Source organism: Cupriavidus sp. MP-37 (assembly GCF_020618415.1).
In the GTDB taxonomy this organism is placed as follows: Bacteria; Pseudomonadota; Gammaproteobacteria; order Burkholderiales; family Burkholderiaceae; genus Cupriavidus.
The window spans coordinates 510311-523258 of the sequence record NZ_CP085344.1; the positions used below are offsets into that span (position 1 = coordinate 510311).

General features: G+C 64.6%; 21 protein-coding genes. 20 read left to right on the forward strand and 1 reads right to left on the reverse strand.

The genetic code is table 11. The features are described 5' to 3' along the window. Window positions 1-5: 5 nt before the first annotated feature. On the forward strand, window positions 6-314 hold the full coding sequence (gene rpsJ / locus LIN44_RS02390) for a 30S ribosomal protein S10 (RefSeq protein WP_006160488.1): 309 nt from the start codon (window positions 6-8) through the stop codon (window positions 312-314). A gap of 108 nt (window positions 315-422) precedes the next feature. Here rpsJ and LIN44_RS02395 read toward each other — a convergent pair whose 3' ends face one another. Then, entirely contained in the window at window positions 423-1436 is a 1014-nt protein-coding gene (locus LIN44_RS02395; protein WP_227313380.1) for an AraC family transcriptional regulator, read from the reverse strand. A gap of 278 nt (window positions 1437-1714) precedes the next feature. On the opposite strand from LIN44_RS02395, the gene LIN44_RS02400 reads away from it, so the two are divergent. From LIN44_RS02400 to rpsH, 19 genes are all read left to right on the forward strand, one after another. Continuing rightward, window positions 1715-2944 carry a dienelactone hydrolase family protein gene (locus LIN44_RS02400; protein WP_227313381.1) on the forward strand — a complete coding sequence of 410 codons (1230 nt, stop codon included), beginning with the start codon at window positions 1715-1717 and terminating at the stop codon, window positions 2942-2944. Window positions 2945-3021: 77 nt separating this feature from the next. Next, a complete protein-coding gene (locus LIN44_RS02405; RefSeq protein ID WP_227313382.1) occupies window positions 3022-3810 on the forward strand; it encodes an SDR family oxidoreductase in 789 nt (262 codons plus the stop codon). 33 nt (window positions 3811-3843) lie between these two features. Beyond that, a complete protein-coding gene (locus LIN44_RS02410; protein ID WP_227313383.1) occupies window positions 3844-5085 on the forward strand; it encodes a styrene monooxygenase/indole monooxygenase family protein in 1242 nt (413 codons plus the stop codon). 1 nt (window position 5086) lies between these two features. After that, window positions 5087-5584 (forward strand): flavin reductase family protein, encoded by a 498-nt coding sequence (locus LIN44_RS02415; protein ID WP_227313384.1) that lies wholly within the window; start codon window positions 5087-5089, stop codon window positions 5582-5584. A gap of 308 nt (window positions 5585-5892) precedes the next feature. After that, on the forward strand, window positions 5893-6543 hold the full coding sequence (rplC, locus tag LIN44_RS02420) for a 50S ribosomal protein L3 (RefSeq protein ID WP_010812397.1): 651 nt from the start codon (window positions 5893-5895) through the stop codon (window positions 6541-6543). A 12-nt stretch (window positions 6544-6555) separates the two neighbouring features. Next, entirely contained in the window at window positions 6556-7176 is a 621-nt protein-coding gene (gene rplD, locus LIN44_RS02425) for a 50S ribosomal protein L4 (protein ID WP_011299311.1), read from the forward strand. Then, complete coding sequence (rplW, locus tag LIN44_RS02430; RefSeq protein ID WP_061956557.1) at window positions 7173-7487, forward strand: 50S ribosomal protein L23; 315 nt, start codon at window positions 7173-7175, stop codon at window positions 7485-7487. Before rplD ends, rplW begins: the two co-directional genes overlap by 4 nt. Before the next feature lie 2 nt (window positions 7488-7489). After that, on the forward strand, window positions 7490-8320 hold the full coding sequence (rplB, locus tag LIN44_RS02435) for a 50S ribosomal protein L2 (protein WP_116357622.1): 831 nt from the start codon (window positions 7490-7492) through the stop codon (window positions 8318-8320). Window positions 8321-8342: 22 nt separating this feature from the next. Next, the gene (gene rpsS / locus LIN44_RS02440) at window positions 8343-8618 is read left to right on the forward strand and encodes a 30S ribosomal protein S19 (protein ID WP_010812394.1); all 276 of its coding nucleotides are present in this window, start codon (window positions 8343-8345) and stop codon (window positions 8616-8618) included. A gap of 9 nt (window positions 8619-8627) precedes the next feature. Beyond that, complete coding sequence (gene rplV, locus LIN44_RS02445; RefSeq protein ID WP_003271370.1) at window positions 8628-8957, forward strand: 50S ribosomal protein L22; 330 nt, start codon at window positions 8628-8630, stop codon at window positions 8955-8957. Between the two features lie 9 nt (window positions 8958-8966). Continuing rightward, window positions 8967-9764: a 30S ribosomal protein S3 gene (rpsC, locus tag LIN44_RS02450; RefSeq protein ID WP_010812392.1), complete on the forward strand. Its 798-nt coding sequence runs from the start codon at window positions 8967-8969 to the stop codon at window positions 9762-9764. Window positions 9765-9766: 2 nt separating this feature from the next. Beyond that, window positions 9767-10183 carry a 50S ribosomal protein L16 gene (gene rplP, locus LIN44_RS02455; RefSeq protein ID WP_010812391.1) on the forward strand — a complete coding sequence of 139 codons (417 nt, stop codon included), beginning with the start codon at window positions 9767-9769 and terminating at the stop codon, window positions 10181-10183. Between the two features lie 11 nt (window positions 10184-10194). Further along, window positions 10195-10389 carry a 50S ribosomal protein L29 gene (gene rpmC, locus LIN44_RS02460; protein ID WP_008642937.1) on the forward strand — a complete coding sequence of 65 codons (195 nt, stop codon included), beginning with the start codon at window positions 10195-10197 and terminating at the stop codon, window positions 10387-10389. Beyond that, the gene (gene rpsQ, locus LIN44_RS02465; RefSeq protein ID WP_010812389.1) at window positions 10386-10664 is read left to right on the forward strand and encodes a 30S ribosomal protein S17; all 279 of its coding nucleotides are present in this window, start codon (window positions 10386-10388) and stop codon (window positions 10662-10664) included. Before rpmC ends, rpsQ begins: the two co-directional genes overlap by 4 nt. A 282-nt stretch (window positions 10665-10946) precedes the next feature. After that, window positions 10947-11315, forward strand: coding sequence for a 50S ribosomal protein L14 (rplN, locus tag LIN44_RS02470; RefSeq protein WP_010812388.1), 369 nt, complete (start codon window positions 10947-10949; stop codon window positions 11313-11315). 9 nt (window positions 11316-11324) lie between these two features. Further along, the gene (gene rplX, locus LIN44_RS02475; protein WP_010812387.1) at window positions 11325-11633 is read left to right on the forward strand and encodes a 50S ribosomal protein L24; all 309 of its coding nucleotides are present in this window, start codon (window positions 11325-11327) and stop codon (window positions 11631-11633) included. 25 nt (window positions 11634-11658) lie between these two features. Then, entirely contained in the window at window positions 11659-12201 is a 543-nt protein-coding gene (gene rplE, locus LIN44_RS02480; protein WP_010812386.1) for a 50S ribosomal protein L5, read from the forward strand. A 9-nt stretch (window positions 12202-12210) separates the two neighbouring features. Next, complete coding sequence (rpsN, locus tag LIN44_RS02485) at window positions 12211-12516, forward strand: 30S ribosomal protein S14 (protein ID WP_010812385.1); 306 nt, start codon at window positions 12211-12213, stop codon at window positions 12514-12516. A 27-nt stretch (window positions 12517-12543) separates the two neighbouring features. Further along, window positions 12544-12939, forward strand: coding sequence for a 30S ribosomal protein S8 (gene rpsH / locus LIN44_RS02490; RefSeq protein ID WP_227313385.1), 396 nt, complete (start codon window positions 12544-12546; stop codon window positions 12937-12939). The last annotated feature ends 9 nt before the right edge of the window (window positions 12940-12948 follow it).

The following is a 12948-nucleotide window of genomic DNA, read 5'->3' on the forward strand; positions in this document are numbered from 1 at the left end:
ATATCATGCAGAACCAGAAGATCCGTATCCGCCTGAAGGCTTTCGACTACCGCCTGATCGACCAGTCGGCCGCCGAAATCGTGGATACCGCCAAGCGTACCGGCGCGATCGTCAAGGGCCCGGTGCCCCTGCCGACCCGCATCCAGCGCTTCGACATCCTGCGTTCGCCGCACGTCAACAAGACCAGCCGCGATCAGTTCGAGATCCGCACCCACCAGCGCCTGATGGACATCGTCGACCCGACCGACAAGACCGTTGACGCGCTGATGAAGCTCGACCTGCCGGCAGGCGTGGACGTCGAGATCAAGGTGTAATCATGCTTCGGGCTGCTTGCGCAGCCTGCTGCAGCAAAACGGCGAACCTCGGTTCGCCGTTTTTGTTTTATGGCCTGGCATGAGCGGCCGCGCAGTTGCCCTGACCGGCTATCCCGCCCCGCGCCGCCGCAGCGTCTGCGCCGGACACTCCCCGAATACCCGCCGATACTCCGCGCTGAACCGCCCCAGGTGCGCAAAGCCCCAGCGCAACGCCGCTGCACTGACCGATGAAACCGATGCATCGTTCAGCAGATCCCGCCGTACCCGCTCCAGGCGCACCGCGCGCAGATAAGCCATCGGCCCGGTCCCGCGGTGCTCGCGGAAGCCGGCGAACAGGCTGCGCACGCTGACGCCGGCCACTTCCGCCAGCAGCGCCGGCGTCAGTTCCGCGCCGGCGTTGGCATGGATGTATTCCTCGACCACCTTCACATGGCGCGGCGCGAGCGGCTTGCCGTGCTCGCGCAGCGCGTCCGACAGGCTGTGCGGCTGTGCCGTCAGCAGCGTGCCGATCACCAGCTGCTCGAGCTGGCAGGCGGTGAGGGGATGGCGCGCGGTCTCCGGCGCCGCATCGAGCATCGCGGCGAGATATCGGATCAACTCATACCAGGCGCCGGTGCGCCACGCCATACCGAGTGCAAAGCGCAGGGCACGCTCGGGCCGGCGGCCCAGGTGGGCGGCGCAGATCCGGTCGAGCGCGCTGCGCTCGATGCGCACGATCAGCTGGTCGTTGTCCGCGCTCCAGCGCATCAGCAGCGGATCGCTGGGCGTCAGCACGGAAGCGCAGTCGGGTGTCGACACGATCTGCTGCCCGCCGCAGCGGATCTCCGCCTGCCCGCCGAGCGGCATCTGCACCAGCAGGAAGTCTCCGAGCGGACCCGGGTCGATGGTGACATCAGCCCCGTAGGCGAGCCGGTTCAGCGACACCGCGCCCAGCGGGGCGTGGTGCATGCGGGCCGACAGGCTGGTCCCGCGGATATCGAGCCGGTGTGGCTTGAAGACCCTGCCCACCGCCGCGCGCGTCTGCGCGAGGTCGGTCGAGGCGAACACCTGCCGCCCGGCATCGTGTAGCAGGGCATGCGCCAGCGGCGCCGGCGCGCGGGCAGTCGGGGGCAGCTGCAACATGGTCTCGCTCCTCTGGCGTGGCCGCGGCGCTGGCTGGCATCCACGGCGGCGGGCCGGGCGCCATGCGCGCAGCATGGTCCACGCAACCACTATAGCGGATCGACCCGCGCGACCCTGGCCCTGCGTTGACCGAAGCCGAACTTTCCTGCACTAATCGGATAGCCGCTGCAGCCAGCGGCTAGTTTGCTGCGGTGCGGAGCCACCATCATGGGATCCAGCACGGCAGCGCAACCCTCCACCAGCTGTCAGCCAACAGAGAACGACAAGGAGCGCAGGCCATGGGCCAGACTATCCAGATCCAGACCCCCGAAGGCAGTTTCAGCGGCTATCTCGCCACCCCGGCGGCGGGCAAGGGCCCCGGCATCGTGCTGTGCCAGGAGATCTTCGGCGTCAATGCCACCATGCGCCAGGTGGCCGACTATTACGCCGAAGAGGGCTATACGGTGCTGGTGCCAGACCTGTTCTGGCGCATCGCGCCCGGCATCGAACTGACCGACCGCGGCGAGGACTTCCAGCGCGCGCTCGGCCTGTATCAGCAGTTCGATGAAGCGAAGGGCGTGCAGGACGTGGGCGCGGCGCTGGAGACGTTGCGCGCGCGTCCGGAATGCGCCGGCCGGACCGGCGTGCTGGGCTTCTGCCTGGGCGGCAAGCTGGCCTACCTGGCGGCCTGCCGGCTGCCCGACGTCGCTTGCGCGGTGGCGTACTACGGCGTCGGCATCGAGCACGCGCTGGGCGAGGCCGCCAACGTGCGTGGCCGCCTGGTGCTGCATATCGCGGAGCAGGACGGCTTCTGCCCGCCGCAGGCGCAGGCCGCGATCCGCGAGGCGCTGGCCGGCCGGGACCACATCGAGACCTACGTCTATGCCGGCGTCGACCATGCCTTTGCGCGCGCCGGCGGCGAGCATTTCGACAAGCCTTCGGCGCTGATGGCGCACCAGCGCTCGATCGCCGCACTGCGACGCGAGATGGGGCCGCACTACGACTTCTCGGCGCTGTGGGACAAGCACTGCGAGTATGAATTCGCCACCCGCGATGTCGATGCAACCATGGCCACGATGGTGGCGCAGCCCTATGTGAACCATATCCCGACCATGACCGGCGGCGTAGGCCACACGCAACTGCGCCGCTTCTACCAGCACCACTTCGTGCACAGCAACCCGCCGGACACGACGCTGATCCCGCTGTCGCGCACGGTCGGCGCCACGCAGATCGTCGACGAGCTGCTGTTCTGCTTCACCCACACCCGCGAGATCGACTGGATGCTGCCTGGCGTGCCGCCCACCGGCAAGCGCGTGGAGATCCCGCTGATCGCCATCGTCAAGTTCCGCGGCGACAAGCTCTACCACGAGCATATCTACTGGGACCAGGCCAGCGTGCTGGTGCAGATCGGCAAGCTCGATCCGGCGGGTTTGCCGGTGGCGGGTGTCGAGACCGCGCGCAAGCTGCTGGACGAGACCCTGCCGTCGAACACGCTGATGGCGCGCTGGCAGCAGAGCGAAGGCAAGTAGGCCTGCTGCAGTGACCGGGAGCGGGCCCGCAGAGGCCCGCCCCGCACCAGAGACCGGTGACCAACAAGGAGACAACCATGAAGGGATTGCAGGACAAGGTGGCCATCGTCACCGGCGGCGCCACGCTGATCGGCGCGGCCGTGGCGCGGGCCTTCGTCGAGGCCGGCGCGCGCGTGGCGATTTTCGATATCGACGCCGCCAACGGCGAGCGCGTCGCCGCGGAGCTGGGCAAGGACGCGCTCTTCATCGCGGCCGACATCACGCGGGACGCGCAGGTCCGCGATGCGGTCGGCCAGGTCGCGCAGCGCTTCGGCGGCGTCGATTTCCTGGTCAACCTGGCCTGCACCTATCTCGATAATGGCTTCCGCTCGAACCGGGCCGACTGGCTGGCGGCGCTCGATGTCAACGTCGTCTCCGGCGTGATGCTGGCGCAGGCGGTGCATCCGCAGATGCGTGCCCGCGGCGGCGGCGCGATCGTCAACTTCACCAGCATCTCCGCCAGCGTGGCGCAGACCGGGCGCTGGCTTTATCCGGTGTCGAAGGCCGCGATCGCGCAGCTGACGCGCAGCATGGCGATGGACCTGGCGCCGGACCGCATCCGCGTCAATGCGGTGTCGCCCGGCTGGACCTGGTGCCGGCTGATGGACGAGGTCAGCGGCGGCAACCGCGCCCGCACCGATGCGGTGGCCGCGCCGTTCCATCTGCTCGGGCGCGTCGGCGAGCCCGACGAGGTCGCGCAGGTGGTGCTCTTCCTCTGCTCTGACCACGCCAGCTTCGTCACCGGCGCCGACTATGCCGTCGATGGGGGCTACTCCGCCATGGGTCCGGAACAGAACGTGCCCGCCATCGGCAAGCTGGCCGGCTGAACGCCCCGCAACCATCCTTCAGGAGACCACGTCATGCGCCAACGTATCGCCATCGTCGGAGCGGGCCAGTCGGGCCTGCAAATGGCCCTCGGGCTGCAGGCCCATGGCTACCGCGTCACGCTGCTGTCCAACCGCACCCCGGAACAGATCCGCGCCGGCAAGGTCATGTCCAGCCAGTGCATGTTCGATCGCGCGCTGCAGACCGAGCGCGAGCTTGGCCTGAACTGGTGGGACGATGCCTGTCCGCCGGTGCAGGGCATCGGCCTGGCCGTGCCGCATCCCGAGCAGCCCGGCGCCAGGGTGATCGACTGGGCCGCGCCGCTGGACCGGCCGGCGCAGGCGGTCGACCAGCGCCTGAAGATGCCGGCGTGGATGGAGGCCTTCGCTGCGCGCGGCGGCGACCTGCGCATCGTTGATGTCGGCGTCGACGAGCTGGAGGAACTGACCCGCGAACATGACCTGGTGCTGCTGGCCGCCGGCAAGGGCGAGATCGTCAGCCGCTTCGAGCGCGATGCGTCGCGCAGCCCGTTCGACCGGCCCCAGCGCGCGCTGGCGCTGACCTACGTGACCGGCATGCTGCCGCGCGAGCCGTTCTCGCGGGTCTGCTTCAACCTGATCCCTGGCGTGGGCGAGTACTTTGTGTTTCCAGCGCTGACGTTGTCGGGGCCGTGCGAGATCATGGTGTTCGAAGGCATCCCCGGCGGCCCGATGGACCGCTGGGCCGAGGCGCGCACGCCCGAACAGCACCTTGCCGAGAGCCTGCGCATCCTGCGCACCTATGTGCCCTGGGAAGCCGAGCGCTGCGAGCGCGTGGCGCTGACCGACGACCACGGCATCCTGTCGGGCCGCTTCGCGCCGACGGTGCGCAAGCCCGTGCTGACGCTGCCGTCCGGGCGGCTGGTATTCGGCATGGCCGATGCCGTGGTGGTCAACGACCCCATCACCGGGCAGGGCTCCAACAATGCCGCCAAATGCTGCAAGGTCTATCTCGATGCCATCCTCGGCCATGGCGAGCGGCCGTTCGACCGCGGCTGGATGGAGCAGACCTTCGCCGGCTACTGGCAATACGCCGCCGATGTGGTGGCGTGGACCAACTCGCTGCTGACCCCGCCACCGCCGCACATCCTGGCGCTGCTGGGCGCCGCGGGGCAAGCGCCGGCGCTGGCGGCCCGCATCGCCAACGGCTTTGACAATCCGCCGGACTACTTCCCCTGGTGGACGGATCCGCACGCCTGCCACCAGCTGATCGACCACCACCTGCCGCAGGCCGCCTGACATGGACACCACCCGCCATGCCGCCCCCGCGCTCGATCCGCGCGAATTGCGCCGGGTTTGCGGCCGCTACGCGACCGGCGTCGCGGTCATTGGTGCCTGTACGGCGCAGCGGCCGGTCGGCATCACCGTCAACTCGTTCGCGTCGCTGTCGCTGGCGCCGCCACTGATCCTGTGGAGCCTGGCCCGGCATTCGCCCAATGCCGGCCTGTTCGGAGCGGGCGCGCCGTTCGGCATCAGCATCCTGCGCGCGGGCCACGGCGAGCTGGCGCGCCGCTTTGCCACGCCGTCGCCGGACAAGTTCGCCGGCGTCGGCCATCGCCGCTGCGCGCACGGCGTGCCTTACCTGGACGAGGCGCTGGCGACGCTGTCGTGCCGGGTCGAGCGCGCCGACCCGGTGGGCGACCATCTGCTGATCGTCGGCGCCGTCGAAGCGTTCACGGCGGGGGAGGGCGAGCCGCTGGTATTCTATGGCGGCGATTTCGTCCGCATTGCCGCCTGACGCCCTGTTTTGCTGTGCCCGACCGGCCGCTCCGAGGCCAGTCCGTCGCCCCGACACCACAACCAGGCAGCGCAAGCGTCACTGCCGCGGCATTCCTGCCTACAGCATTGCAGGGAAATCCGCAATTCATATTGCCCTTTCCAAACTGCTGCGATATAGTGTAAGGCTACCCGTTTCCTCGGGTAGTGGGCTGGCCATTTTGGCCGCGCGCAGTCTTGTTTAGCGCAAGTCCATCCGCGCACAAGCGCAAGCACAGTTTTCGTGTATCAATCAGCCCCGGCCAATCGCAGCTGGGAATGGAGCAAACCATGAGCCTTGGCCTTGTAGGTCGCAAGGTTGGCATGACCCGTATTTTCACGGACGACGGTGAAGCGATTCCCGTGACCGTGGTCGAGGTCGGCGACAACCGCGTGACGCAAATCAAGACGGACGAGACCGACGGTTACACCGCGGTTCAAGTCACCTTCGGCGCACGACGCGCAAGCCGCGTCACCAAGCCGCTGGCGGGTCACCTCGCCAAAGCCGGCGTGGAAGCCGGCGAAATCATCCGCGAATTCCGTATCGACGCAGCCAAGGCTGCCGAACTGCAAGCTGGCGGTTCGCTGTCGGTCGACCTGTTCGAAGTCGGTCAGAAGATCGACGTGCAGGGCGTGACCATCGGTAAGGGCTACGCCGGTACCATCAAGCGCTACCACTTCGCCTCCGGCCGTGCCACCCACGGTAACTCGCGCTCGCACAACGTGCCGGGCTCGATCGGTATGGCGCAGGATCCGGGCCGCGTGTTCCCGGGCAAGCGCATGACCGGTCACCTGGGCGATGTCACCCGCACCGTGCAGAACCTGGAGATCGCCAAGATCGACGCAGAGCGCAAGCTGCTGCTGGTCAAGGGCGCCATTCCCGGCTCCAAGAACGGCAAGGTCATCGTTACCCCGGCCGTCAAGGCCAAAGCCAAAGCTTAAGGAGCGCATGTAATGGAACTCAAGCTCCTCCAGGACAATGGCCAAGTCGGTGCAGGCGTTGCTGCCTCGCCCGAAGTGTTCGGCCGTGACTACAACGAAGCCCTCGTTCACCAGATCGTCGTCGCTTACCAGGCCAACGCGCGCAGCGGTAACCGCAAGCAGAAGGATCGTGAAGAGGTCAAGCACACGACCAAGAAGCCGTGGCGCCAGAAGGGTACGGGCCGTGCTCGTGCCGGTATGTCTTCCTCGCCGCTGTGGCGCGGGGGCGGCCGTATCTTCCCGAATTCGCCGGAAGAGAACTTCAGCCAGAAGGTCAACAAGAAGATGTTCCGTGCCGGCATGCGCTCGATTTACTCGCAGCTCGCACGTGAAGGTCGTATCAACGTGGTGGACGGTTTCACTGTCGACGCGCCCAAGACCAAGCTCTTGGCCGACAAGTTCAAGGCCATGGGCCTGGACTCGGTGCTGATCATCACCGACAGCCTCGACGAAAACCTCTACCTGGCTTCGCGCAACCTGCCGCACGTGGCAGTTGTCGAGCCGCGCCAGGCTGACCCGCTGTCGCTCGTGCACTACAAGAAGGTGCTGGTGACCAAGGCGGCCGTCGCGCAGATCGAGGAGTTGCTGAAATGACGCAAGTAGCCAAGAACGATCATCGTTTGATGCAGGTGCTGCTCGCGCCGGTGGTTTCCGAAAAGGCAACCCTGGTCGCCGACAAGAACGAACAAGTCGTGTTCGAAGTGGCCCGCGATGCCAACAAGGCAGAAGTGAAGGCCGCCGTCGAACTGCTGTTCAAGGTCGAGGTGCAGTCCGTTCAGATCCTGAACCAGAAGGGCAAGCAGAAGCGCTTCGGCCGTTTCATGGGCCGTCGCAACCACGTGAAGAAGGCTTACGTGGCACTGAAGCCGGGTCAGGAAATCAATTTTGAAGCGGAGGCCAAGTAATCATGGCACTCGTCAAGACCAAGCCGACTTCCCCGGGTCGTCGCTCGATGGTGAAGGTGGTCAACAAGGACCTTCACAAGGGCACCCCGTACGCGCCGCTGCTGGAAAAGCAATTCCAGAAGTCGGGCCGTAACAACAATGGTCATATCACCACCCGCCACAAGGGCGGTGGTCATAAGCACCACTACCGCGTGGTCGACTTCAAGCGCAACGACAAGGACGGCATCCCCGCCCGCGTCGAGCGCCTGGAATACGATCCGAACCGCAGCGCCAACATCGCGCTGGTGGTGTTCGCCGACGGCGAGCGCCGCTACATCATCGCCACCAAAGGCATGGTCGCCGGCCAGCAGCTGCTGAACGGCTCGGAAGCGCCGATCAAGGCCGGTAACAACCTGCCGATCCGCAACATTCCGGTCGGTACCACGATCAACAACGTGGAAATGCTGCCGGGCAAGGGTGCCCAGATCGCACGCGCCGCAGGCGGCTCCGCCGTGCTGCTGGCCCGCGAAGGCCTGTACGCCCAGGTTCGCCTGCGCTCCGGCGAAGTGCGCCGCGTGCACATCGAGTGCCGCGCCACCGTCGGTGAAGTGGGCAACGAAGAGCACAGCCTGCGCGTCATCGGCAAGGCCGGTGCGACCCGCTGGCGCGGTATCCGCCCGACGGTCCGTGGTGTCGTGATGAACCCGGTCGACCACCCGCACGGTGGTGGCGAGGGCAAGACCGCTGCTGGTCGCGATCCGGTGTCGCCGTGGGGTACCCCGACCAAGGGTTACCGTACCCGCAGCAACAAGCGCACGGACAGCATGATCGTCCAGAAGCGCCACAAGCGTTAATCGGTAGGTAGGAGCTAAAGATATGACTCGTTCCGCTAAAAAGGGTCCGTTCTGCGACGCCCACCTGCTGAAGAAGGTGGAAGTTGCAAGCAGCGGCAAGGACAAGAAGCCCATCAAGACCTGGTCGCGCCGCTCGACCATTCTGCCGGAGTTCATCGGCCTGACGATCGCCGTCCACAACGGCCGTCAACACGTGCCGGTGTACGTTACGGAAAACATGGTTGGCCACAAGCTCGGCGAATTTGCGATCACCCGCACGTTCAAGGGCCATGCGGCTGACAAGAAAGCGAAGAGGTAAGGTGCCATCATGGAAGTGAAAGCGATTCATCGCGGTGCCCGCATCTCCGCCCAGAAGACGCGCCTGGTCGCTGACCAGATCCGTGGTCTGCCGATCGAGCGCGCGCTCAACGTCCTGACGTTCAGCCCGAAAAAGGCTGCCGGGATCGTGAAGAAGGTGGTCGAATCGGCCATCGCCAACGCCGAGCACAACGAAGGCGCCGACATCGACGAACTCAAGGTCAAATCGATCTACGTCGACAAGGCAACCTCGCTCAAGCGCTTCACGGCACGGGCAAAGGGCCGCGGCAACCGCATCGAGAAACAAACCTGTCACATCACTGTGACGCTCGGCAACTAAGGAGTCACGATGGGACAGAAGATTCATCCGACTGGCTTCCGTCTGGCTGTCAGCCGTAACTGGGCTTCGCGCTGGTACGCCAGCAACACGAAGTTCGCCGGCATGCTGAAGGAAGACATCGAAGTTCGCGACTTCCTGAAGAAGAAGCTCAAGAACGCATCGGTTGGCCGCGTCGTGATCGAGCGCCCCGCCCGCAATGCCCGCATCACCATTTACAGCTCGCGTCCGGGCGTGGTGATCGGCAAGAAGGGTGAGGACATCGAACTGCTGAAGGCCGAACTGCAGCGTCGCATGGGCGTGCCCGTGCACGTGAACATCGAGGAAATCCGCAAGCCGGAAACCGATGCTCAGCTGATCGCCGATTCGATCACCCAGCAGCTCGAGCGCCGCATCATGTTCCGCCGCGCCATGAAGCGCGCCATGCAGAACGCGATGCGCCTGGGCGCCCAGGGTATCAAGATCATGAGCGCCGGTCGTCTGAACGGTATCGAAATCGCCCGTACCGAGTGGTACCGCGAAGGCCGTGTGCCCCTGCACACCCTGCGCGCCGACATCGACTACGGCTTCTCCGAAGCAGAAACCACCTACGGCATCATCGGTGTCAAGGTGTGGGTCTACAAGGGGGATCACCTCGGCCGCAATGACGCGCCGGTGGTGGAAGAGCCGCAGGACGACCGTCGTCGTCGCCCGGGTCGTCCGGAAGGCCGCCGCCGTGAAGGCGAAGGCCGTCCGGGTGGCAACCGCCGCGGCGGTGCCGGTGCCGGTCGCCGCGCTGCGCCTGGCGCAGATGCGAAGAGTGGAGAATAACGATGCTGCAACCTAAGCGCAGAAAATACCGCAAGGAGCAGAAAGGCCGCAACACGGGTAAGGCTACCCGTGGTAACGCCGTGTCTTTCGGCGAATTCGGCCTGAAGGCCATGGGCCGTGGCCGCCTGACGGCTCGTCAGATCGAGTCGGCACGTCGTGCGATGACCCGCCACATCAAGCGTGGCGGCCGCATCTGGATCCGGATTTTCCCGGACAAGCCGATCTCGAAGAAGCCCGCCGAAGTCCGTATGGGTAACGGCAAGGGCAATCCGGAGTACTACGTGGCTGAAATCCAGCCGGGCAAGATGCTGTACGAAATGGATGGCGTGAGCGAAGACCTGGCACGTGAGGCGTTCCGCCTCGCCGCTGCCAAGCTGCCGATCGCCACCAATTTCGTGGTGCGCCAGGTCGGGACGTAAGGAGAGCAGGGATGAAAGCATCCGAACTTCGCGGCAAGGACGCCGCAGGCCTGAATCAGGAGCTCTCCGAGCTGCTGAAGGCCCAATTTAGCCTGCGCATGCAAAAGGCAACCCAACAGCTGCAGAACACCAGCCAGCTGAAGAAGGTTCGCAAGGACATCGCGCGCGTGCAAACCGTGCTGACTGAAAAGGCGAACGCGAAATGACTGAAGCTGCACAAACGGAAAAGTCGCTTCGCCGCACCCTGGTCGGCCGTGTCGTGAGCGACAAGATGGACAAGACCGTTACGGTCTTGGTGGAAAACCGCGTCAAGCATCCTCTGTACGGCAAGTACGTGCTGCGTTCCAAGAAGTACCACGCACACGACGAAGCCAACCAGTACAAGGAAGGCGACAAGGTCGAAATCCAGGAAGGCCGTCCGCTGTCGCGGACCAAGTCCTGGGTGGTTTCCCGGCTGGTAGAGGCTGCACGCGTCATCTAAGAACAACACGTTCTTAGCTTGACTTGCAAGTCCAGGATTATGTAGCTATAATCCTGGACTTCCGCTTTATTGCGTTCGCCTTAGCTGTACCACCCGGGCGGGCCTGTTGAGCGAGCCAGGGCCAGGCGGCTCCGATGTTTTTCAGTCGGAAATTGCCGGGCTCCTACCGACTTCAAAGTTGATCAACCCATACGGTGCTGGCGCAAGGCCGGAACCGACGGGACCAAGACTGACCGACGGGCGCTATCGCACCTGGCGGATTAAGTTGGGAAGACAAACACCATGATTCAGACAGAAAGCCGGCTCGAAGTGGCCGATAACACTGGTGCGCGCGAAGTGCTGTGCATCAAGGTGCTGGGTGGCTCCAAGCGCCGCTACGCAAGCGTTGGCGACATCATCAAGGTGACCGTCAAGGACGCAGCGCCGCGCGGTCGCGTCAAGAAGGGCGACATCTACAACGCCGTCGTCGTGCGTACCGCCAAGGGCGTGCGCCGCGCTGACGGTTCGCTGATCAAGTTCGACGGCAACGCCGCCGTCCTGCTGAACAACAAGCTCGAGCCGATCGGCACCCGTATCTTCGGGCCGGTGACTCGTGAACTCCGTACCGAGCGCTTCATGAAGATCGTGTCGCTCGCTCCGGAAGTGCTGTAAGGAGCCGCCATGAACAAGATTCGCAAAGGCGACGAAGTCATCGTGCTGACCGGCAAGGACAAGGGCAAGCGCGGTACCGTGCAAGCCGTCCTCGGCGACAAGGTTGCGGTGCAAGGCGTGAACATCGCCAAGAAGCATGCCCGCCCGAACCCGATGCTGGGCACGACCGGTGGTGTGGTCGACAAGGTCATGCCGCTGCATATTTCCAACGTTGCGCTCGTGGATGCCAATGGCAAGCCGTCGCGCGTCGGCATCAAGGTGGAAGACGGCAAGCGCGTGCGCGTGCTGAAGACCACCGGCGCCGTCGTGGCAGCTTGATTCTGGGCACGTATAGGAGTTGAGCATGGCAGCACGTCTGCAAGAGTTTTACAAAGAACAGGTTGTGCCGAAGCTGATCGAGCAGTTCGGCTACAAGTCGGTCATGGAAGTGCCGCGCATCACCAAGATCACCCTGAACATGGGCCTTGGCGAAGCCATCAATGACAAGAAGATCATTGAAAACGCCGTCGGCGACCTGACCAAGATCGCCGGTCAGAAGCCGGTCGTGACGAAGGCCAAGAAGGCCATCGCCGGCTTCAAGATCCGCCAGGGCTACCCCATCGGTGCGATGGTGACCCTGCGCGGCGAGCGCATGTTCGAATTCCTCGATCGTTTCGTCACCGTGGCCCTGCCGCGCGTGCGTGACTTCCGTGGTGTGTCGGGCCGTTCGTTCGACGGTCGTGGCAACTACAACATCGGTGTGAAAGAGCAGATCATTTTCCCCGAAATCGAGTACGACAAGATCGACGCACTGCGTGGTCTGAACATCAGCATCACGACGACGGCAAAGAACGACGAGGAAGCCAAGGCCCTCCTCGGTGCGTTCAAGTTCCCGTTCCGCAATTAAGGGGTAACCGTGGCTAAACTGGCTCTGATTGAACGTGAGAAGAAGCGCGCCAAGCTGGTGGCAAAGTATGCTGCCAAGCGCGCCAACCTCAAGGCCATTATCGACGACCAAGAGAAGTCGGAAGAAGAGCGTTACAGCGCGCGTCTCGAGCTGCAACAGCTCCCGCGCAACGCGAACCCGACCCGCCAGCGCAACCGCTGCGCGATCACCGGTCGTCCCCGCGGTACCTTCCGCAAGTTTGGCCTGGCGCGTAACAAGATCCGCGAAATCGCCTTCAAGGGCGAAATCCCGGGTCTGACGAAAGCCAGCTGGTAATTACGCACAGGCTACAGGAGAAACAGTATGAGCATGAGCGATCCTATCGCCGATATGCTGACGCGCATCCGCAACGCCCAGGGCGTGCAGAAGGCGTCGGTTGTCATGCCGTCGTCGAAGCTGAAAGTGGCAATCGCCAAGGTCCTGAAGGACGAAGGCTACATCGACGACTACGCCGTCCAGGAAGATGGCGGCAAGGCACAACTGACCATCGGTCTCAAGTACTACGCCGGCCGTCCGGTGATCGAGCGCATCGAACGCGTCTCGAAGCCCGGCCTGCGCGTGTACAAGGGCCGCAGCGACATTCCGCAAGTGATGAACGGCCTCGGTGTGGCGATCATCTCGACCCCGCAGGGTCTGATGACCGACCGCAAGGCTCGCGCCACCGGCGTGGGCGGCGAAGTTCTCTGCTACGTCGCTTAAGGAGAGAAC